Consider the following 19,877-nt stretch of genomic DNA (forward strand, 5'->3'; position numbering starts at 1 on the left):
TCAACATGGGCACTCTGAATAGCAAGGTTCGATGGCTACGGTCAACTTGTATCAAGGTTTCCGGGCAAATCTGTCCAACTTTTGCTAGTAATCGCGCACCTAAAACAAGTGCGTCTCTTGAGGAGATCCATTCTTATGAAGTTTCGTTCATTGCTTTCAGCGTCGGTAGTGCTTTCTTTATCTGCAACGCTCGCCGCCTGCTCTGCTGAACCACCGGCAACCGCTGTAGCGGGCAACGGCGTTGATGCGAGCACCGCGACCAGTGCCGCCGACTTTGGTGGGCTCGATGCCCTTGTTTCCGCAGCTCAAGAAGAAGGAGAGCTCAACGTCATCGCTCTACCTGAAGATTGGGCGAACTACGGGGCAATCATCACCGGATTTGAAGACAAATACGACATCACCGTCAACTCGGCCAACCCGAATGCTTCTTCTGCCGAGGAAATTCAGGCAGCCGAAAACCAGGCCGGTCAAGACACCGCCCCGGACGTTTTTGATCTGGGTGCCGCTGTGGCTTTGGCGAATACCGATAAGTTTGCCCCATACAAGGTCGAAACCTGGGACTCGATTCCTGAAGGCAATAAAGACACCGAAGGGCTTTGGGTGAATAACTACACGGGCATTATGTCCGTTGGCTATGACTCCTCACGCATCGAAGAGCCAAAGAAGCTTGATGACCTGCTTGGCGAAATGTACCGCGGGGCCGTGGCCCTGAACGGTGACCCTACCCAAGCTGGCGCGGCATTCGCTGCCGTGGGTAATATCTCGGCACTCTCAGGTGGAAGCGTTGCAGACTTTGGAGCGGGTATTGACTGGATGCAGAAGTTGAAGGATGCAGGAAACTTCCTCACCGTTGACCCAACCCCGGCCACCATCGCGTCGGGTGAAACCCCGGTTGTCTTCGACTGGTCCTTCAACAACATCGCAGCTGCCTCAGGGAAGTCTGATTTTAAGACCACTATCGTCCCCGGAGCTGCTTACGTCTCCTTTTACAACGAGGCGATCAGCAATGATGCCCCGCATCCAGCCGCTGCGCGACTGTGGCAGGAATGGATTTTCTCGGACGAAGCCCAGCAGTTGTTCCTCGAGGGCAATTCGGTTCCTGTGCGTGTGGATGCGCTGAAGGAATCGGGCGCCGTTGACCAGGCTCTGCTTGATGGTGCAACCTTCGGCACAACTTCCGCTGATTGGATCACCCCAACCGTGGATGACACCGACGCTGCAAATAAATTGCTGACCGAGCGCTGGTCGGCGCTGACAAAGTAGTCGTTGCCAAACAGAAAAATTCATGGATCCAAGGAGCAATGGTTCTCACTGAAACGAAAATTCGCATGGCTGGGGCTGGCCCCGTTCAGCGTCTACATCCTCGCGTTCCTCGGGTTACCCACGGTCTTGGCGGTGGGTAGCGGGTTTAGAGACGGGCAAGGAAAATTTACGCTCGCCAACTTCTCGGTGTATTCAAACCCTGCCGTCTGGGACACCTTCGGGGCCTCGGCCGGGCTCAGCGCACTAACCGCTGTGGTTGGCGCAGTGGCCGGGGCACTGGTGTGCTGGGCGCTAACCGGGGTGAATCAGGACAGTGCGGTACGCCGGATGGTGGACGCCGCTTCCTCGGTACTGGCCCAGTTTGGCGGTGTGATGCTTGCATTCGCATTCATTGCGACCATGGGTGCGCAAAGCATTCTTCGCCTGTGGATGCAGGAAACGTTGAACTTTGATATTTATGCCAACGGTGTCTGGTTATATCAGCTGCCGGGCCTGATTGGTCCGTACCTGTACTTCCAGATTCCTTTGATGGTCATTACCTTCTTTCCAGCTATTGAACGGCTTCGTCCGCAATGGGTGGAGGCGAGCGCCACCTTGGGTGCCAATAAATTCCAATACTGGCGGCACATCGGCTTCCCGGTGCTTGCGCCCTCGTTCTTGGGTGCCCTGTTGCTCTTGTTTGCGAATTCTTTCTCCTCGTATGCCACAGCTGCAGCGCTGATCAGCCAGGGTGCACAAATTGTGCCATTGCAGATCAGGGCAGCCTTGATTGGTGAAACCGGCGCCTCGAACGCAAATTCTGCCGGTGTGCTGGCTTTGGGCATGATCGTCGTCATGGCGGTTGCGATGGTGCTTTACAGCGCGTTGATGAAACGAGCGGCAAGGTGGCAACAATGAGTCGTGTAGCAACTCCACCGCAGAAATGGCTGCGTCGCGTGATTCTCTGGGGCGTCACCCTGATCTTTTTGATTCCGCTGTTTGCCATGACCGAATTTACGCTGCGCTCACCGGGTGGAGGCTATAGCTTTGAGCACTGGCTTGCGTTGGGAGAAATCGGCGATAGCCGTCAGTATCGTGTGCTAGCCAACGGGCTGAGCAATTCAGCGGTGCTCAGTGGGCTCACGTTGGTGTTAGTGCTTGGAGTTTTTGCCCCAACTATTATCTGGGTTCATCTTCGCTTCCCAAAGTTTGAACGAATCCTTGATCTGCTCACGGTGCTACCCATCGCCATTCCGGCGATTGCATTAGTTGTGGGCTTTGCGCCGATTTATCGGCTGTTAGGCAAAAGTTTAGGTTCTGGGGAATGGACGCTGTTTCTTGCCTATGGTGTTTTGGTGTTGCCCTTCACCTATCGGGCGATCATGGCAGATCTGCAGGGAATGGACGCACGGGTACTAAGCGAGGCTGCGAGGTCTTTAGGAGCAACTTGGTTTGCGGTGTTCACCAGAGTACTTATTCCGGGGCTACGCCGTGGTCTACTTTCGGCCTCACTATTGACGATTGCGATCGTGATGGGCGAATTTACGGTGTCTTCGTTGCTTAGCCGGATGACCTTTCAGACGGGGTTGCTCCAGATCTCTCAAACGAACCCGTTCATCGCCGTGCTCGTTTCACTGTTGTCATTGATCATCATGTTCGTTTTGCTCGCTACAGTTTCTGGAGCCGGCTCCAGAATCCGGAACAGTAAAGTACGCACGCCTTCAGCCAAGGAAAAATCTTATGTCGCATAGTTTCGCTGTTCCGAGTCCAACTCCCACGCCGGCAGCTCCCAGTGGTATTGCGCTGTTGCAAGTTCGCAAGGATTACGGGCAGGCAACGGTTCTACACTCGGTGGACCTGAGCTTGAAACCCGGTGAACTAGTTTGTCTCCTAGGGCCTTCGGGTTGTGGGAAAACCACTGCGTTGCGCTGTTTGGCTGGCCTTGAAGACGTCACTTCGGGCAGTGTACTCATTGATGGGCAGGACGTTTCGGGAATTCCGGTCAACAAACGCGATATTGGGATGGTTTTTCAGGCCTACTCTCTATTTCCGCACATGACAGTACAGAAGAATGTGGAGTTTGGTTTACGGATGCGCAAGATTTCGGCGTCCGTTCGCCGACAGCGAGTGGCAGAATCCCTGGAACTTGTGGGGCTGAGCGGTTTTGACGATCGCTTTGCCGCGCAGCTTTCTGGAGGTCAACAACAGCGTGTGGCTCTAGCTCGTGCGCTGGTTACCCGACCGCGCGCGCTATTGCTGGACGAACCGCTGTCCGCGTTGGACGCTAAAGTGCGGGTGCGACTTCGTGAACAAATTCGCGCAATCGTCACCGATCTGGGCATCACCACGGTATTCGTGACTCACGATCAGGAAGAAGCACTCGCGATCTCGGACCGTGTGGCGGTGATGAATCAGGGAAGAATTGAGCAATTCGACACCCCTCAAGAGATTTACCGCCACCCCGTCTCCGCCTTTGTGGCTGACTTTGTGGGAATTTCAAACAAACTTCCGGGTCTAATTGAAGATGACCAGCACGTGCTGGTCCACGGGCAGAGTATTCCGGTTGCCAAGATGGGGAATGCAAAGGTCGGGCAAGCGGTCACCGCCTTTGTACGTCCCGAACATTTGCGAATTCTCCGTGCCGGTGAAAATATCGGACCAGCATTGGACGGTGTGGTGATTTCTTCAGGATTCCTTGGATCCCTTCGGCGCACCCTGGTGCGCCTCACGGCCCCAAAATCCGAAATTGCAGTACAGCACGAAGCTTCTGAAGAGTTTTTACCCGGTGATCGGGTGGTCGTTAGCGTGCTACCGGTCCCTGTCGCGGTGGGTGCTTAGCTTAAATGCTCAAAGATGATTGCCGTCTGCGTGGAAGAAAAAGCTCGGTTGGCGCCAAGATGCGTCGCCACGAAGGTGCGCAGGTCATCAATGCTGCGGGCGGCAACTCGCACCAAGAGATCCGGTGTACCGCCGAGCACAAAAACATCTTTGACTTCCGTTAGCTCTTGCAGGGTCCGTGCTGAGGCAAGTAGCCGGTCACGTGCCGCCGGAGCAACCACCACAGAGATCATGGCATTGACGGTGACACCGAGAAGCTTTTCGTCGATAAGCGCGGTGTATCCGCGGATGACCCCGGCGCGGTGCAACGCCTTGACTCGACCCAAACAGGTCGAAGGCGCCAGACCAATCTTGGCCGCGAGCACATTATTGGCAATGCGGGCGTCGGTTCGAAGTTCGGAAAGAATCGCCAAATCGATCTCATCGACGCGAATAGGATGCGGTACGGCTTCGCCCTGGACCGACCAAAGTGAACTTTTCACGAAAATATTTCTCATTTCTTGGCTATTCTTCGAAATCAATCGAAGTATTTCGTCACTGATTCTACGATAAGAGATAAGAAGTATTCCTAGAAGAACTGAGAAACCGTGCAAACTGAACTGAGCCGAGCTTCCCTAGCGCAGCTAGATGCCAACGATCCGCTGATCCGGTTCCATGAGCGCTTTCAACTCCCCGAAGGCGTCATCTACCTGGATGGAAACTCTCTCGGAGCGTTACCGCATGGAGCCGCAGAGCGTGCCGCGCAAGTCGTCACCCAGCAATGGGGCCAAGGCCTAATCCGCTCGTGGAACGATGCCGGTTGGTTTGAACTTCCTACGCGTTTAGGCGACAAGCTGGCCCAGCTACTCGGCGCAAATCCGGGTGAAACCGTGGTTACCGACACCACCAGCCTTAACCTCTTTAAGGCTTTAGCCTCGGCACTTCGCATTCAGCAGGTTGATGGCCCAGACCGCCGGGTGCTGATCACCGAACGCGACAACTTCCCCACAGACATTTACATCGCAGAGGGACTGGCAGACCTGCTCAACTCTGTCGGCGCTGAAACTGGCGTCAGCTACGAAGTGAAACTGATTGATAGCGAAACCGAGCTGCTTGCAGCCTTAGGAGACGACACCGCGCTCGTGTCCCTGTCGCACGTGAACTATCGAACCGGCGCCATGTGGGATATGGCTGCTATTACCGAGGCGGTTCACCAGGCCGGCGGGTTGGCGATTTGGGATCTGGCACATGCTGCCGGTGCAGTGCCCGTTGCGCTGAACGCCGCAAACGCTGACTACGCGGTAGGTTGCACCTATAAATACCTCAACGGTGGCCCCGGATCGCCGGCATTCATTTGGGTCAACGCGCGCCATCACGAACGTTTTTGGCAGCCACTGTCCGGCTGGTGGTCCCACCAGGCGCCATTCGCAATGGCGGAGAGTTACACGCCAGCCAATGACGTGCGTCGCTTCATGTGCGGCACCCAGCCGGTGACCTCAATGGCCATGATTGAGGTTGGTCTAGATATCAGTGTTGAAGCGGAAATGGACAAGGTCCGGGCGAACTCGCTAGAACTGACGGACTTATTTATCGAACTTGTTGAAACCCGCTGTGCCGGGTACGGGCTGGAACTGATCACCCCACGGGATCATGCTCGCCGCGGGAGCCACGTCAGTTTCAGCCATCCCAACGGCTATGAAATTATCGCTGCGCTCATTTCCCGAGGGGTCATCGGTGACTATCGAGAGCCTGCAGTTTTGCGTTTTGGGGTTACGCCGCTCTACCTGAGTCGCACCGATATCTGGGATGCGGTAGAGATCCTGCGTGAAGTTCTGCACACTGGGGCATGGCAGCGCGAGGAGTTTACCGTACGAAATGCCGTGACATAGCGCAAAATTCACTGACCTTTGGGTCAGCGACCCGAGAATCCAGCGATTTTACGCCAGCGTACCCTTAATAACAGCGTGGCATCCATCAATGTCGCGCTGTTCGCATAGGTCTAAGGGAGCATCGTTGGGCAAGCAACCGGTACACGTCACTGATTCCGGGTCGGGTCTAAAGAAGTCATTAACACCGGCCCAGATGTCGATGATCGCCCTGGGTAGCGCGATCGGCACGGGACTGTTTGCCGGCAGCAAATTGGCCATCTCCATGGCCGGCCCATCGGTGATCGTCAGCTACTTGATTGGTGGAGTCGTAGCGCTGCTGGTCATGGGTGCTCTCGCCGAAATGACGGTTAAGCAGCCGGTGGCTGGATCCTTCGGAGTCTATGCCGAACGCTACCTGGGACGGTTCGCCGGGTACCTGACGAAATACCTTTACTGGTCCGCGCTAATCTTCGCGGTGGGTACCGAGGTCAGCGCCGTGGGTGAATACATGCAGTACTGGTTCCCCGAAATTCCCGGACTGCTCTGGGTGATCCTCTTTTCCGTAGTGTTGCTTGCGGTGAACTTCGCCAGCGTGAAAACCTTCGGCACCACCGAATACTGGTTCTCCGCGATCAAGGTCTTCGCCGTGGTCGCTTTCATCATCATTGCTCTGTGGTTGGTCTTCCATGATTCTAATGACCAGTTCGGCTTCCAGAACTACACCGCCGAGGGCGGCTTCTTCGCCAATGGGCTCTCCGGTATGTGGAGTGCGGTGATCGTGGCGATCTTCTCCTACATGGGCATCGAAGCTATCTCGATTGCCGCGGCCGAGGCCCGCAACCCAAAAATTGCGGTGCGCAAGGCCTTCAAAGTTTCCTTCCTGCGCCTACTGCTCTTCTACGTATTCACCATGGCGTTGATCCTCGCGGTGGCGCCCACCAGTGAACTCATTTCCGGTGGTTCTCCGTTTGTCACCGTGATGTCCCAGGTTGGAATTCCTTTTGCCGACTCGGTGCTGAACTTCGTGCTGATCATTGCCGCACTGTCGGCGATGAACGCGCAGCTCTACGCCGCTACTCGCATGTTGCACTCATTGGCTGACTCCGGTCATGCACCACGCCTAGCCCATAAAACCAGCAGCAACGGTGCCCCGATCCACGCGGTGTGGATGTCTGCTGGCGGAATTGCCGTGGCTGCACTGGTCTACGCCATGGTTCCAGAGGGTGGATTTGGCATCATGATGTCACTGGCTACCTTTGGTGCCTTGGCTACCTGGTTCATGATCTTGGTGACCCATGTGGCTTTCCGCCGCAAGGTGCACAGAGAGCAGGTTGTCTTGGAATACAAACTCCCCGGATACCCGGCCGCCTCACTATTTGGTGCGGTATTACTGGCAGGACTGCTGGTGACCTCGTTCGTCGTACCGGAATTCAAGTACACGTTGATCTTCGGAGTGCCGTTCGTCATCGTCATGTCGGTGCTCTACAAGCTGGTCTTTGCCGGCAAGAAGCAACCTTCGGCCTAGCCTGGGCAAGTCGTGGCCCGCGGAGCCAGTTCACTGGAGAATTCTGTTGCGGGCACTAAGATCATAAAGGGCTTGCTAGATAGCAGGCACAGCAACCTTCGAGGAGCAATGGTGGCCAAGCTGTATTTCCGATACGGGGCAATGAACTCGGGCAAATCAACGAGCTTATTGCAGGCTGCCTTCAACTATGAGGAACGCGGCCAGCGGATCTTGTTGGCCAAGCCCGGCGTCGACACCAAGGGGGAGGCCTCGATAGTTTCCCGGTTAGGGCTTGAACGCGAGGTTGACTTCGTGATTAGCCCACAAGGCGATGTGCGTCAGCAGTTCGCTGCGATAGCTTCCGGCGAGGACCCCGAAGCCCTTCTCACCCACGTTGATTCACCCCCGGTCGCTTGCCTGCTAGTCGACGAGGCGCAGTTCTTGACCCGAGAGCAGGTTGATGACCTGCTGCGCATTGCCGTGCTGGACAATGTTCCGGTCCTTGCCTACGGAATCCGCACGGACTTTAGAACCCATGCTTTCCCGGGCTCCGCGCGACTAATGGAGCTTGCGCACTCCTTGGAAGAGCTAAAAACCATTTGCCGTTGCGGACGCAAGGCAATGTTTAACACACGCCGGGTGGGGGACCAGGTTGTTTTTGACGGCGACCAGGTGGCTATCGACGGGGAAGACGTCTGGTACGAGTCTCTGTGTGCCTCGTGCTACCTAGAGGTCTCCGGCGGGCGACTGAGCTAGGTTCTTCTAGTGGGGTTAGTCGCGTGAGAAAAGACCAGAAACTGCGCGCTGCAGTCCCCAATCAAAACCGTCACTTTGTGGTGCATCAACGTCCAACTGCACAAGGTTTTGACGGTAGGCCACCGAACCTAAAATGTGGTTGAGCAGTAGCTGCTGACCAAAACGGGCATCCTCTGTGGACAAACCTGCAGAGTGAAGCAAGTCGCGTAGCTGCAGAACCGGGTTGAGCTGCTCAACTTGCAATGCGCTGGCTACTTCGATCACCTCTGGGCTGTCCTGGATGGGAAGCAGAGCCAAGTACAACTTGCGGCATAGCTGCAAAACAGCGTCGGCGGGTGTTGCAAAATTTTCTGGGATGACACGTAGCTGCTCGGTGTTCAATAATTTTGCGGCAACGGCAGCCAGTAGCTCTTGTTTGTTCTTTACATGCCAGTACAGCGCGCCAACCTGAACTTCGAGTTCTTTGGCTAAACGCCGCATGGAGAGGTCAGCTAACCCAAACTGTTGCAGGATATCGACCGCGGTATCCACGACGGTCAGCTGAGTTAATGCCATGCCTTCTAGTCTAGACGTAGTGTCACCGACTACCCATGCGCGCTGACCTTGCCGGGTTTTCCTAGGCTGCGACGTTGACGACGCTGGCCACAAAGATGGACAGCACGGCGGTCCAGCCGACGATTGCGACTGCCTGCCAGATGAGGATGCGTGCCTTGTTGATGCCGGCGGCAGCGAGCATGGTGGCGGTGAAGTGCGTGGGTAGTAGCAGTGGGCCGAGCAAGCTCACCCCTGGCACGCCGTAGCGTTCGAATGCGCGCTGGAATTTCATGCGGCGGTTGGCTTTGCGTTCGCTGTCCGCGGCTACCGGCGCAATACTTCCGCGGAGCTGTGCGTCTTCGGTGCGGTTGGCACCATTTACTGCGATAGGTTCTTTGGCTCGTTTGCGGTTGACCAGTGCGGTGCGGGCACCGGAACCCAGTAGCACAAGCAACGCCACACAGATGAAGTTGCCGATGATGGCGGCTATGGCGGCGGCCACCGGGTTAATTCCGCCAAGAATGCCGATGGTTGCCGCACCTTCGCCTTCGATGAAGGGAACTGCGCCGGCGAGGGCGACGATCAGTGGCTGTGCGAGTTCTGGGACTTGGGAGATGAGGTCCTGGAAGGATTCGATGAGGTTCATTATTGTTCCTGTCGTGAGTTGTTGGATGTGTGTGTAATACAATTTCATCGCGTTTTCAGCGTCACGGTAAGTGCCTAAATGTCACTTGTGACAGGGAGCTTTGCATGTTTAGGTAATGACAAATGTCATCCCCGTATACTGAAGAAATGAGTGCTCCTTTACCTGCCGATTCGACGGAGAACTTCGGCCCCGGATCGATTGGTTCGCGCAGGCTGAGAACGGGAATCACCGTCACCTGGTGGTACACGGTGGCAGGCTTGCTGGTATTTCAGCTCATGGTCGTATCCCTATGGATCGGGGCGCAAGCCAACCTGGGTAAGAGCCCATCCTCCGTCGTAATCATGGCTATCGGAGGAGTGGTGTGGTGCGCCGCCACCGTGCCGCTGATGGTGCAGTACCGGCGTCGAGATGAAACGGCCGGAGCCGCTGCGCAGTGGCGCGCCATGCTTCTTCCGCTGATTATTTCCGTGGCCTTTGCGCTCACGGCGGGCCTGCTCAGCGGGCTCTGGGTGGTTGGCGCGGTGCCTCTCGTGCAATCTCTGATGCTGCTCAACTGGCCTCGCGGGGTGCGCCTGCGTCTAGTGATCGTGGCGCTGGTGCTGCTAGGCGGACTGTGGTTCATCGACCTGAGAGCGGTGACTTCCGTTGAAGGGGGGAGCGGCGAAAGTTGGTGGACCCTGGGATTCCTGTCCATTTTGCTGCCTGCCATGACCGCCAGCTCGCTATGGTGGTGGGACGTGCTGGCCACGCTTGACCGCGCCAGGGCGGCGGAATCACGGTTAGGGGCCACCCAAGAGCGACTGCGGGTTGCCACCGATGTTCATGATTTACAAGGACATCACCTTCAGGTGATCGCGTTACAGCTCGAACTCTCCGAACGGCTGCTGGCGCGTGACCCGGAAGCGGCGCTGAAGCAGCTGCGGCTGGCCAGGTCCAGTGTCGCCGAAGCCCAGCAGGGCACCCGAGATCTGGCCATGCGCTTCCGTGGTGTTCCGCTGCGCGACGAGATTGATAATGCGGTTGATCTACTCCGCGCCGCCGGCACCTCGGTTAACGCCACGGTGTCTGCCGAGGCGAACCTGGCGCCCGCTGCCACTCTCGGACCGATCATTCGCGAAACAACAACTAACGTACTGCGTCACGGCGCCGGGAAACGCGCGCACCTGTCATTACAACGTGAGGCAGAACAGTGGCGCTACGAGATCACTAATGATCGGGCCGCCGAGACTGCAGGCAACGTTGAGGGGTCCGGTTTACAAGGGATCGGCCGCCGTGTGGCCGAGGCTAATGGTTCGGTTCAGGTACACCGTGGAAAACATGAGTTCTCGATCGTGGTGCTGGTGCCAGCTTTGAACTCTAAGGAAGAACAATAATGATCCGAGTTTTAATCGCAGATGACGAAGTAATGATTCGTTCGGCGGTGGCGGCCCTGTTGTCTTTAGAGGACGACATCGAGGTGGTTGCCGAATGCGCCGACGGTGCGCAAGCTGTTGTCATGGCAGAGAAACTAAAGCCAGATATCTGTCTGCTTGATTTGGAGATGCCAGAACTTGACGGTGTTCAGGTGGCCGACCGGCTGCGCACCACGCTGACCGCCACACGCTGTGTTGTGGTGACCAGGCATGCCCGCCCCGGAGTGTTGCGCAGGGCTCTGGCTTCCGGGGTTAGTGGGTTCTTGCCAAAGTCGCGAAGCGCCAACGAGATAGCCGAGGTTATCCGCCGTGTCATGGCGGGGGCACGCTACGTAGACCCCGAGATTGCCGCCGATGCGCTCAGTGATGAACGAAGCCCGCTGACCGAGCGGGAACTGGACGTATTGCGCGCGGGGAGACGTGGTGAATCCACAAGCCAAATCGCTCGCTCGCTGAGCCTTGCCCCCGGAACCGTACGCAATTACATCTCCGCAATTCTGGCCAAGTTGAACGTTGCTACCCGCCAACAAGCGGTGTTGCTCGCCGAAGAACGTGGATGGATCTAAAGCAAAAACCGGTGAGCCTGCCCAGCGCCACATGACCACTTTCAAGAGCCGGGCAAGACCAGCGTGCGCTTAGGTTCCGAACACCGTACGACGCAGGTATTCGTTGCGGAACTTGCCCGCAGGATCTAGCCGGTCAGCCAGCGCAATGAAGTTATTAAACTTCGGATACAGGCTGCCGAGCTCGGAAACTTGGGCAGCAAAGAGCTTGCCCCAGTGCGGTCGAGCAGCAAACGACGCCAGGGCTTCTTCGATCTGCGGAAGGATCGCCTCGACAGCTTTCTGTTGCGGCTTCCAGGTAAAGTGCAGGGCGATGCCATCACGGTCGTAGTTTCCACTGAGCCAGAGCTCATCGGCGGCAATGGTACGCACCTCGGAGATCAGCAGTAGGGGCGTGATGACCGGTGAGAGCTTACGAATTGTTTGTATGGCTGCCACCGCGTGTTCGCGCGGAACCAAATATTCGCTCTGTAGTTCATCACCGGCACTGGGCATAAAATCCATGCGGAAATGGGCTAGTCGGTCCGACCAAGGCCCTGTCTCACCCAACTGGATGCTGCAGATCGCCCCATCGGCTCCAGGCAGCGGGTGCACTGCAGCAATTGCCGGCAGGCCATCAAATTTGCCTTGATCAATATCGTCAACCAGTGCATCACCCACGCGTCGCTTGAGCCAGGTCTGTCCTACATGGTCCCCGCTCCAATCGGTGAACAGGCTGACGCTATAGGCCGAAGCCTGGACGGCATCGAAGTCGTTGAGGACCTTGTCCCATGACAAATCCTCAAAGACGGTCTGTTGCACTTCGAAGGCTGGCAGGATATCCAAGGTGAGGTGGGTCAATACGCCCAGCGCACCTAATCCGACAACCATGCCATTGAAATCTTCGTCGCCACGCTGCACGGTCATCAGCGAACCATCGGCCAGTACCAGTTCTACTGCGCTGACGGCGGTCGCGAGGTTACCGTGGGTTTCTCCGGAACCGTGGGTGCCGGTAGACACCGCGCCAGCCACCGAGATATGTGGCAGTGAGGCGAGATTATGCAGGGCGAAACCTGCTTCCTGCAACACGTCGGCCAGCGCGCCATAGGTGATGCCGGCACTGACTCGCACGGACATTGCCTGCGGATCAATTTTGATCTCTGCTGGCATCTTGGCCAGAGAAATCATCAGCTCCCCGGTATCGACGATGTCATTAAAAGAATGACGCGAGCCCAAAACCTTCACAGATTTTGCTACATGCACGTGCTCCCGCAACTGTTCGATGCTGGTGGGGTAGAGCAGTTCCTTGGCCCCGTATGCAAGATTCCCTGCCCAGTTCCGTTCCTTCTCACGTAACTGCACAGTTAGTCCTTACTTATTCAGCCACTGGCTGGAAACCAGTGCGCGGTAGCGTTCAAGTACCTGCGGTGTTGGTTCTAACGCCGCTACCTGGACGGTGTCCTGAGTCCACTTCGGGAATGCTCCGGCCAGTACACCGGCGGCCTGGCGCGCAGCGCCATCTGCCACATATTCGCCCGGGGTCGGAACCATGATGGGCAATCCTAGGACCTGCGAAGCGATCTGCTGCACGGCTCGGGACTGCGCGCCACCACCGATCAGGATGATGCGCTGTGCGCGCACCCCCTGGGCTTCTAAAGCATGCAGGCCGTCGGCCAGTGAGCAGATCACTGCCTCCACGGCACTGCGGGCCAAGTTGGCCGCGGTGTAGTTGGCGCGGGTAATTCCGTGCAAGGAACCTGTGGCCTCTGGCAGGTTGGGGGTGCGCTCGCCGTCAAAGTACGGCAGCAAGGTTAGCCCGTCCGCCCCAGGGCTGGCGGCTAGGGCCAGGTCGTTGACTTCTTCCAGAGTCACCTGCAATAGGTTGGCGGTGGCATCGAAGATGCGGGTGGCATTGAGCGTGCATACCAAAGGTAGGTAGTTTCCGGTGGCATCGGCGAAGCCGGCCACCAGCCCGGAGGCATCTGCCGACGGAGCATCGGTCACGGCGAACACCGTACCGGAGGTGCCCAGCGACATGACTACGTCTCCTAGCTTGGCGCCGACGCCCAGTCCAGCGGCGGCGTTATCGCCAGCGCCCGGGCCGATAAGGGTGCCTGTCTCGGTGCGGCCGATGGAATCTAGTGGTCCCACAACGCTAGGCAGGATTGGGGCGTGGCCCAGATGCTGCTCTAGCGCTTGTTGGTCATAAGTGTTTTCGGCGGCACGGTAGTAACCGGTGCCCGAGGCATCCGAACGGTCGGTGCGCAGGGCGGCCAGACCTTCGGCTCCGCTACCCGGACCGTAACCGGCCAGACGCCAGGACAGCCAATCATGTGGCAGACAGACGGCGGCGACCTTCGCCGCATTTTCTGGTTCGTGATCCTTCAGCCAGCGCAACTTGGTCAGCGTGATGGAGGAGACCGGAACGGTGCCGGTGCGCTGCGCCCAGTATTTGGCGCCCGCTTCCACATCGCCCTGGCCCGCGTCATTAATGATGTTGATAGCCGCCTGCGCGCTGCGGGTATCATTCCACAGCAGCGCAGGACGGATCACGGTGGCAGACTCATCGAGTACCACCATGCCATGCTGTTGCCCACCCACCGAGACCGCCTCCACGTCGTCCAGGCCACCGGCCTGAGCGATCGCTTCTTGCAGTGCGCTGAACCAGAACTCCGGGTCAATTTCGGTGCCCTCGGGGTGTGAGGCGCGTCCAGAGCGGATTAGAGCGCCCGTTGCGGCGTCGCGAATGACCACCTTGCATGATTGAGTGGACGAGTCGATGCCGGCAACGAGCGTCATTATTTTCGGCTGCTTTCTGCGGTGGGTGGGGTGAGTGATTTAGCGGGCGTTGAGCAGGTGCTCGATAGCCAGCTGGTTCAGGCGGATGAACGCGAAGTTACGCTGCGCGGCCGCATTGGCGTCGAAGTCAGCGAAGCTTGCTGCGTCGCTCATCAGCTGCGCCGCGGTTTCGCCAGCGTTCAGGGTGCTCTCGCCCAACTCGAAGACGCCGGAGAGCTTCATAGCTTCCTGGACTTCTGGGTCTGCGCGGAAGGCCTGGGTACGTTCCTTGAGCATCAGGTACATGGACATATTGGCCTTCGCCGAGTCCCACACGCCGTCGTAGCCGTCGGTGCGTGATGGCTTGTAGTCGAAGTGGCGCGGGCCGTCGTACTTCGGGCCACCGGTTGGGAAGCCATTTTCCAGCAGGTCAACGGTGAAGAATGCGCTGGTCAGATCGCCGTGACCGAAGACCAGGTCCTGGTCGTACTTGATGCCACGCTGGCCGTTGAGGTCAATGTGGAACAGTTTGCCTGCCCAGAGTGCCTGAGCGATGCCGTGGGTGAAGTTCAGGCCAGCCATCTGCTCGTGGCCGGTCTCAGGGTTAAGCCCAACGATGTCGCCGTGTTCCAGCTTTTCGATGAAGGCCAGGCCGTGACCGACGGTTGGCAAGAAGATGTCGCCGCGTGGTTCGTTTGGCTTTGGCTCCAACGCGAGACGCATGTTGTAGCCCTTTTCCTTGATGTAGCTAGCAGTGGTGTCTACGCCTTCGCGCATACGATCCAGTGCCGCAGCCAGGTCCTTGGAACCGTCGTACTCGGAACCTTCACGGCCGCCCCACATGACGAAGGTCTCGGCGCCCATCTCTGCAGCCAGATCAATGTTGTGCAACACCTTGGCCAGCGCGAAACGGCGGATCGAGCGGTCGTTCGAGGTGAATCCGCCGTCCTTGAATACCGGGTGGCTGAACAGGTTGGTGGTCACCATGGGGACCTTCAGGCCGGTTTCCTTTAGCGCTGCACGGAAGTCGGTCAAGATTTGCTCGCGCTGGGAAGCGGTGGCGTCAAAAGGAATCAGGTCATTGTCGTGGAAGGTGACGCCGTAGGCGCCGAATTCGGCGAGCCGGTGGACGGCTTCGATTGGATCCAGGTTCTTGCGGGTGGCGACACCGAATGGATCGGCGCCGGTCCATCCCACGGTCCACAGACCAAAAGTGAAGCGGTCGGCGGCGGTTGGTTGGAGAGTCATTAGATACATCCTTGGATCGAGAGAGTGTGGCTTTCACTATTTAGTTTATATCCTGAACTATATGGTTAGCGATGAGTTAGAGTCAATAGGAAACGGCAACAAGCCGGCCAAGATTTTCTAAGGAGCAGGCATGCGCAGAACAACGGCTGAAGCCCAGCCTGCACCTTCGAATGCGCCCGGAAATGTGGGGGATGTGCGCAAGGCGAACCTGGCAAGGGTTTTAGCGGTCATTGCCGGTGCCCACAGCGAGCATCGACTCTCTCGTGCGGACATTGCAACGCGCAGTAAACTCACCAAGGCCTCAGTCTCCAGTCTGGTCGCTGACCTGCTGGAAAGCGGATTGATCATTGAAATCGGAGTGCACCGAGACGGAGAACGTGGACGGCCCTCGGTGGGCCTGATATTAAACCCCGCACGCTGTGTGATCGGCATGGAAATCAACGTCGACTACATCTCCGCCGGGCTAGTAGATTTATCTGGAAAACTGCTGACACACCAGATTGTTCCGCGCTTGAACCGTGCGGTTAACGCTGAACAAGTCATCGATGCACTGAGTGAGCTAAGCAGCCAAATGCAGCAGGCGGCCGAGGCCCAGGATCTGAAGATCCTTGGCGGTGGGCTCGCAGTGCCAGGTCTGGTCGATGAGAAGAGCTACACTGTGCTCCAGGCGCCAAACCTTGGCTGGGAAGCTCAAACCTTGGACGTCCGAAAACTACTGAGCGAAACGAAGACCCGCTTCCGCCTCTTTAACGAGGCCAACGCCTCGGCGCTGGCCCAGCAACAGCTGATGGAACCAGCCGAACGCGATTTCCTCTTCGTCTCCGGCGAGGTGGGCATTGGCGGCGGTCTGATTATCGATGCCGAACTCTTTGCCGGCCCGCAGGGCCATGCCGGCGAGCTGGGACACGTGGTGGTCCAACCAGAAGGCAAGTCATGCAGCTGCGGTGGCCGCGGATGCCTAGAAACGGTTGCCGGACAGGAAGCCATCCTGACCGCGGCAAACCTTGGGGTGGCTGCCCGTGGCGTCTCGCGTCAGCAGCGCATTGAGCGTCTCTACCAAGCGTTGGAATCCGGGCAGGAGCCGGCCAACATTGCCGTGGCAGACGCCGGTAAGTCACTGGGGGTTGCCGTGGCATCGGCGATGCGCCTATTCAACGTATCCACCGTGGTCTTCGGCGGGCATTTCGCCGCGCTAGAGCGGTGGCTACTGCCGGCTACGACGAGCAGCCTCAGAACCTATGCACCAAGCATTGCCGGCCAAGCAAAGCTGAGATTTTCTCCGCTGGGGCAGACCGGGGCCCTGATCGGTGCCGCGCACAGCGTGGTGGGTGATTTACTAGAATCACCGCACCAGCTGGTTGGCTAAGCTACGCTGACCGGCTGCTGCAGTTCGGTCACCCAATCGCCTTGGTCTTCGGACACAGCACGCACGTAGACTTCGCGGCACGGACCGGTCGGAACCAAGCCGCGGGCCAAGACTTCTTCGTGCACGGCCTGCCAGCTTTCATGGATGCTGTCCATGGCTCCGAGGTGCACCCCGCAGATGGCCTCGGGCACAGCAGGAAGCTCGACGATCTCGACACCGGTCAGGCTCGGAGCGCTCGTGGCGTATCCAGCAATGACCTCTACTCCATCCTCGGTTCCGTTGTACTGCGCAATCGGCGTGGAAAGGCTTTGGCCGTGAAGGGATTGCGCGATTTTGTCGAAGAGCGGGCCGACTCGACCGGCGATTTCAGGTTGCTCGGCCACCGTGAAGCGGCCTGCTGCCAAGCGCACCGCGGGCAGTGGCTTGTGGATGATTTCAATGCGTGACATGAGCTTCTCCTTGGAGATCAGTTGCAGACGCCGCTGCACATCGGCCAAGCGCTGCGTGGCTAGATGGTGCTCGGCCTCAACCTGAGCCTGGCGAATGTGTAGAAGTTCGGCTATTTTTCCTGCGCTTGCTCCCTGATCCAAGATCAAAGAAATTTCTTCGAGCCCGAATCCCAAATCACGCAGCGCAACAATCTGATGCAAGCGCTGAAGCTGGGAGGGGTCATAGGAGCGGTAGTTGCTGAACGGGTCTACATGGGCGGGTCTGAGCAGGCCGGCGGTGTCCCAATGCCGCAGCATGCGGTGGGTTACCTGACCGATCTGTGCAAACGCCCCGATGGATAACATGCTTTAGTTCTCCGCTCTCACACTGTGTCAGAGTCAAGTTCTTGACTGATTTTGGGACAATTATTGCATTGTGAGGGTTCTCCTGGGCGGTTTTTGATGACCGGCAATGTTCAGGAATCTCCGGGCCGCTACGAATAAACCATTGGATGCGGTAGCCGCTGGTTATAGTCTTTGAGGGTGAAGACCCCTCAAATCACCATGCGCTATCTCAACCTGGCTCGAATACTGTGGGCACTGGTCACCCTAAGCGCTATCGTGGCGACCTACGCCGACACTGCCTCACGGGGCCCGGTGCTACCGCTGAATTTCTTTGGCTACTTCACCATCCAGTCGAATCTGGTGGTGGTCATTGTCGGGCTCATCGCAGGGTTGCTGGGCCTTGCCAAAGGTGCTTCGACGCCTCGCTGGGTTGTGGGCCTGCGTGCTTTGGCGAGCGTATGCATGGTTGTCGTCGGACTGATCTACATCACCTTGCTGGCCCCCTTAGGCGCTGCAGGAGGGGTGCCCCTTCCATGGGCGAACTGGGTTATGCATATTTTTGGGCCACTGCTAGTTCTGGCCGATTGGCTCTTGGCCAGGGACCGTACTTTTTTGTCTTACCGGGCGGTGCCGCTGCTGCTGATTTATCCAATGCTCTGGACCGGAGTCGTGCTGGTTCGCGGAGCGTCCGATGGATGGGTTCCGTACCCGTTCCTCAATCCGGATCAGGGATACCGAGTCATTGCCCTGTACGTTGTTTCCATTGCCGTGGTCTTCGCCGGAATAGCGTTTCTGGTTGTCGCTTATGGCCTGCGTGGGCGACACCGTGACGTGCAACTCGAGATTCACTAATCGTTTCGGTAAACTTTGGTCGTAAGAGCCCCTAACTCTTACATTGCGCCCTTTGGGCCAAGTGAGAAGTACAGGGGCATATTTTTTGCCCGGCACCGTGCCGGGACGGCGTGAAGAGCGCCGCAACCGCTGCTTTATGCAAGGGGGAGGATCCCATGCCAGCAATCGTGATCGTCGGAGCCCAGTGGGGCGATGAAGGTAAAGGCAAGGCTACCGATCTACTCGGTGGGCAGGTCGACTATGTAGTCAAGCCAAACGGCGGTAACAACGCCGGGCACACCGTGGTTGTCGGCGGTGAGAAGTACGAGCTAAAGCTCCTTCCGGCCGGCATTCTGTCGCCCAACGCCATTCCGATTATCGGTAACGGTTGTGTGGTGAACCTTGAGGCCCTCTTCGAAGAAATCGAAGGGTTGGAAGCTCGCGGCGCCGACACCTCGAAACTGCGCGTCTCGGCTAACGCTCACCTGGTAGCTCCGTACCACCAGACCATGGACAAGGTCACCGAACGTTTCTTGGGTAAGCGTGCCATTGGCACCACCGGACGCGGCATCGGCCCGGCCTACATGGACAAGGTGGGACGCCTAGGCATCCGCGTACAGGACGTCTTTGACGAATCAATCCTGCGCCAGAAGGTTGAAGGTGCACTGCGCCAGAAGAACGAACTACTGGTGAAGATCTACAACCGTCGCACCGTAATCGTCGAGGACATTGTGCAGTACTTCCTGTCCTATGCGGACCGGTTGCGCCCGTTGATGATTGATTCCACCTTCGAACTGAACAACGCCTTGGATGAGGGCAAGGTGGTCCTCATGGAGGGCGGCCAAGCAACCTTCCTGGACGTTGATCACGGCACTTACCCGTTTGTGACTTCCTCGAACCCTACCGCCGGCGGCGCCTCGGTCGGTTCTGGCATTGGCCCGACCCGGATCAGCCGTTCGATCGGTATCATCAAGGCTTACACCACCCGTGTGGGTGCCGGACCGTTCCCTACCGAACTGTTCGACGATATGGGTATCTACCTGCAGACCACCGGCGGAGAATTCGGTGTGAACACCGGACGCCCACGTCGTTGTGGTTGGTACGACGCGGTGCTGGCCCGCCACGCCTCGCGCGTGAACGGTTTCACCGATTACTTCGTAACCAAGCTCGATGTGTTGACCAACATTGAGCAGATCCCAGTGTGCGTGGCCTACGACGTTGACGGTGTGCGCCACGACGAGATGCCGATGACGCAGACCGAGTTCCACCACGCGAAGCCGATCTTCGAGTACTTCCCGGGCTGGACCGAGGATATCTCCGCGGCGCGGACCATGGAAGATTTGCCAGAAAATGCACGTAACTACATTCTGGCTCTCGAGAAGATTAGCGGCACCCGGATCTCCGCCATTGGCGTAGGTCCAGACCGCGATCAGACCATTGTGCGCCACGATCTGATCAACGACTAACTCTTTCGTCCCAGAGAATTTCTGGGAAGAACAATGCAGGCCCGGCGGAATATTTCGCCGGGCCTGCATTGTCTTCTCACCTACGGGTCGAGAC

At 57.7% G+C, this 19,877-nt stretch carries 19 protein-coding genes; 12 read left to right on the forward strand and 7 right to left on the reverse strand.

The genetic code is table 11. The features are described 5' to 3' along the window. The first annotated feature begins 135 nt into the window (after positions 1–135). The 4 genes from ACX5K5_RS01130 to ACX5K5_RS01145 are packed head-to-tail and all read left to right on the forward strand — an operon-like array spanning position 136 to position 4,080. The gene (locus ACX5K5_RS01130) at positions 136–1,263 is read left to right on the forward strand and encodes an ABC transporter substrate-binding protein (protein ID WP_459174884.1); all 1,128 of its coding nucleotides are present in this window, start codon (positions 136–138) and stop codon (positions 1,261–1,263) included. A gap of 3 nt (positions 1,264–1,266) precedes the next feature. Continuing rightward, positions 1,267–2,160 (forward strand): ABC transporter permease, encoded by an 894-nt coding sequence (locus tag ACX5K5_RS01135; RefSeq protein WP_240520530.1) that lies wholly within the window; start codon positions 1,267–1,269, stop codon positions 2,158–2,160. Beyond that, complete coding sequence (locus ACX5K5_RS01140; RefSeq protein ID WP_096256291.1) at positions 2,157–2,993, forward strand: ABC transporter permease; 837 nt, start codon at positions 2,157–2,159, stop codon at positions 2,991–2,993. Before ACX5K5_RS01135 ends, ACX5K5_RS01140 begins: the two co-directional genes overlap by 4 nt. Beyond that, entirely contained in the window at positions 2,983–4,080 is a 1,098-nt protein-coding gene (locus ACX5K5_RS01145; protein WP_096256290.1) for an ABC transporter ATP-binding protein, read from the forward strand. The genes ACX5K5_RS01140 and ACX5K5_RS01145 overlap by 11 nt, the downstream gene beginning before the upstream one ends. On the opposite strand, the gene ACX5K5_RS01150 is transcribed toward ACX5K5_RS01145, so the two are convergent. After that, the gene (locus tag ACX5K5_RS01150; protein WP_229677147.1) at positions 4,077–4,562 is read right to left on the reverse strand and encodes an Lrp/AsnC family transcriptional regulator; all 486 of its coding nucleotides are present in this window, start codon (positions 4,560–4,562) and stop codon (positions 4,077–4,079) included. The genes ACX5K5_RS01145 and ACX5K5_RS01150 overlap by 4 nt on opposite strands. 105 nt (positions 4,563–4,667) lie before the next feature. Here ACX5K5_RS01150 and kynU point away from each other — a divergent pair, with 105 nt between their 5' ends. From kynU to ACX5K5_RS01165, 3 genes are all read left to right on the forward strand, one after another. Further along, on the forward strand, positions 4,668–5,948 hold the full coding sequence (gene kynU, locus ACX5K5_RS01155; RefSeq protein ID WP_459174885.1) for a kynureninase: 1,281 nt from the start codon (positions 4,668–4,670) through the stop codon (positions 5,946–5,948). A 124-nt stretch (positions 5,949–6,072) separates the two neighbouring features. Further along, positions 6,073–7,452 (forward strand): amino acid permease, encoded by a 1,380-nt coding sequence (locus tag ACX5K5_RS01160; protein ID WP_096256287.1) that lies wholly within the window; start codon positions 6,073–6,075, stop codon positions 7,450–7,452. A 111-nt stretch (positions 7,453–7,563) separates the two neighbouring features. Continuing rightward, positions 7,564–8,187: a thymidine kinase gene (locus ACX5K5_RS01165; RefSeq protein WP_096256307.1), complete on the forward strand. Its 624-nt coding sequence runs from the start codon at positions 7,564–7,566 to the stop codon at positions 8,185–8,187. Between the two features lie 15 nt (positions 8,188–8,202). On the opposite strand, the gene ACX5K5_RS01170 is transcribed toward ACX5K5_RS01165, so the two are convergent. Together ACX5K5_RS01170 and ACX5K5_RS01175 are read right to left on the reverse strand one after the other, a co-directional pair. Further along, positions 8,203–8,742 carry a TetR family transcriptional regulator gene (locus ACX5K5_RS01170; RefSeq protein WP_096256286.1) on the reverse strand — a complete coding sequence of 180 codons (540 nt, stop codon included), beginning with the start codon at positions 8,740–8,742 and terminating at the stop codon, positions 8,203–8,205. 61 nt (positions 8,743–8,803) lie between these two features. After that, the gene (locus ACX5K5_RS01175; RefSeq protein ID WP_096256285.1) at positions 8,804–9,367 is read right to left on the reverse strand and encodes a small multidrug efflux protein; all 564 of its coding nucleotides are present in this window, start codon (positions 9,365–9,367) and stop codon (positions 8,804–8,806) included. Positions 9,368–9,489: 122 nt separating this feature from the next. On the opposite strand from ACX5K5_RS01175, the gene ACX5K5_RS01180 reads away from it, so the two are divergent. Both ACX5K5_RS01180 and ACX5K5_RS01185 read left to right on the forward strand, forming a co-directional pair. Beyond that, a complete protein-coding gene (locus tag ACX5K5_RS01180; protein WP_382411590.1) occupies positions 9,490–10,740 on the forward strand; it encodes a sensor histidine kinase in 1,251 nt (416 codons plus the stop codon). After that, on the forward strand, positions 10,740–11,345 hold the full coding sequence (locus ACX5K5_RS01185) for a response regulator transcription factor (RefSeq protein WP_096256284.1): 606 nt from the start codon (positions 10,740–10,742) through the stop codon (positions 11,343–11,345). Before ACX5K5_RS01180 ends, ACX5K5_RS01185 begins: the two co-directional genes overlap by 1 nt. A 69-nt stretch (positions 11,346–11,414) precedes the next feature. On the opposite strand, the gene ACX5K5_RS01190 is transcribed toward ACX5K5_RS01185, so the two are convergent. The 3 genes from ACX5K5_RS01190 to xylA are packed head-to-tail and all read right to left on the reverse strand — an operon-like array spanning position 11,415 to position 15,347. Further along, complete coding sequence (locus ACX5K5_RS01190) at positions 11,415–12,683, reverse strand: FAD-binding protein (protein WP_443449801.1); 1,269 nt, start codon at positions 12,681–12,683, stop codon at positions 11,415–11,417. 9 nt (positions 12,684–12,692) lie between these two features. Next, entirely contained in the window at positions 12,693–14,120 is a 1,428-nt protein-coding gene (gene xylB / locus ACX5K5_RS01195) for a xylulokinase (protein WP_459174886.1), read from the reverse strand. 39 nt (positions 14,121–14,159) lie between these two features. Beyond that, positions 14,160–15,347: a xylose isomerase gene (gene xylA, locus ACX5K5_RS01200; RefSeq protein ID WP_096256281.1), complete on the reverse strand. Its 1,188-nt coding sequence runs from the start codon at positions 15,345–15,347 to the stop codon at positions 14,160–14,162. A 130-nt stretch (positions 15,348–15,477) separates the two neighbouring features. Here xylA and ACX5K5_RS01205 point away from each other — a divergent pair, with 130 nt between their 5' ends. Further along, positions 15,478–16,713, forward strand: coding sequence for an ROK family transcriptional regulator (locus ACX5K5_RS01205; protein WP_346060178.1), 1,236 nt, complete (start codon positions 15,478–15,480; stop codon positions 16,711–16,713). On the opposite strand, the gene ACX5K5_RS01210 is transcribed toward ACX5K5_RS01205, so the two are convergent. Further along, positions 16,710–17,507 carry a MerR family transcriptional regulator gene (locus ACX5K5_RS01210; protein ID WP_443449803.1) on the reverse strand — a complete coding sequence of 266 codons (798 nt, stop codon included), beginning with the start codon at positions 17,505–17,507 and terminating at the stop codon, positions 16,710–16,712. The two genes, ACX5K5_RS01205 and ACX5K5_RS01210, sit on opposite strands and share 4 nt — an antisense overlap. 177 nt (positions 17,508–17,684) lie before the next feature. On the opposite strand from ACX5K5_RS01210, the gene ACX5K5_RS01215 reads away from it, so the two are divergent. Further along, complete coding sequence (locus tag ACX5K5_RS01215) at positions 17,685–18,338, forward strand: Pr6Pr family membrane protein (RefSeq protein WP_442346785.1); 654 nt, start codon at positions 17,685–17,687, stop codon at positions 18,336–18,338. A 155-nt stretch (positions 18,339–18,493) separates the two neighbouring features. Further along, positions 18,494–19,783, forward strand: coding sequence for an adenylosuccinate synthase (locus ACX5K5_RS01220; protein ID WP_096256277.1), 1,290 nt, complete (start codon positions 18,494–18,496; stop codon positions 19,781–19,783). The last annotated feature ends 94 nt before the right edge of the window (positions 19,784–19,877 follow it).

Source organism: Glutamicibacter bergerei (assembly GCF_054495185.1).

What these genes read in the sequence shown, in the direction of transcription:
- ACX5K5_RS01175 (WP_096256285.1), bottom strand. Translation starts at nt 9,367, where the DNA reads ATGAACCTCATCGAATCCTTCCAGGACCTCATCTCCCAAGTCCCAGAA.
- ACX5K5_RS01220 (WP_096256277.1), top strand. Translation starts at nt 18,494, where the DNA reads ATGCCAGCAATCGTGATCGTCGGAGCCCAGTGGGGCGATGAAGGTAAA.
- xylB (WP_459174886.1), bottom strand. Translation starts at nt 14,120, where the DNA reads ATGACGCTCGTTGCCGGCATCGACTCGTCCACTCAATCATGCAAGGTG.
- ACX5K5_RS01205 (WP_346060178.1), top strand. Translation starts at nt 15,478, where the DNA reads ATGCGCAGAACAACGGCTGAAGCCCAGCCTGCACCTTCGAATGCGCCC.
- ACX5K5_RS01180 (WP_382411590.1), top strand. Translation starts at nt 9,490, where the DNA reads ATGTCATCCCCGTATACTGAAGAAATGAGTGCTCCTTTACCTGCCGAT.
- ACX5K5_RS01210 (WP_443449803.1), bottom strand. Translation starts at nt 17,507, where the DNA reads ATGTTATCCATCGGGGCGTTTGCACAGATCGGTCAGGTAACCCACCGC.
- xylA (WP_096256281.1), bottom strand. Translation starts at nt 15,347, where the DNA reads ATGACTCTCCAACCAACCGCCGCCGACCGCTTCACTTTTGGTCTGTGG.
- ACX5K5_RS01140 (WP_096256291.1), top strand. Translation starts at nt 2,157, where the DNA reads ATGAGTCGTGTAGCAACTCCACCGCAGAAATGGCTGCGTCGCGTGATT.
- ACX5K5_RS01170 (WP_096256286.1), bottom strand. Translation starts at nt 8,742, where the DNA reads ATGGCATTAACTCAGCTGACCGTCGTGGATACCGCGGTCGATATCCTG.
- ACX5K5_RS01130 (WP_459174884.1), top strand. Translation starts at nt 136, where the DNA reads ATGAAGTTTCGTTCATTGCTTTCAGCGTCGGTAGTGCTTTCTTTATCT.
- ACX5K5_RS01185 (WP_096256284.1), top strand. Translation starts at nt 10,740, where the DNA reads ATGATCCGAGTTTTAATCGCAGATGACGAAGTAATGATTCGTTCGGCG.
- ACX5K5_RS01145 (WP_096256290.1), top strand. Translation starts at nt 2,983, where the DNA reads ATGTCGCATAGTTTCGCTGTTCCGAGTCCAACTCCCACGCCGGCAGCT.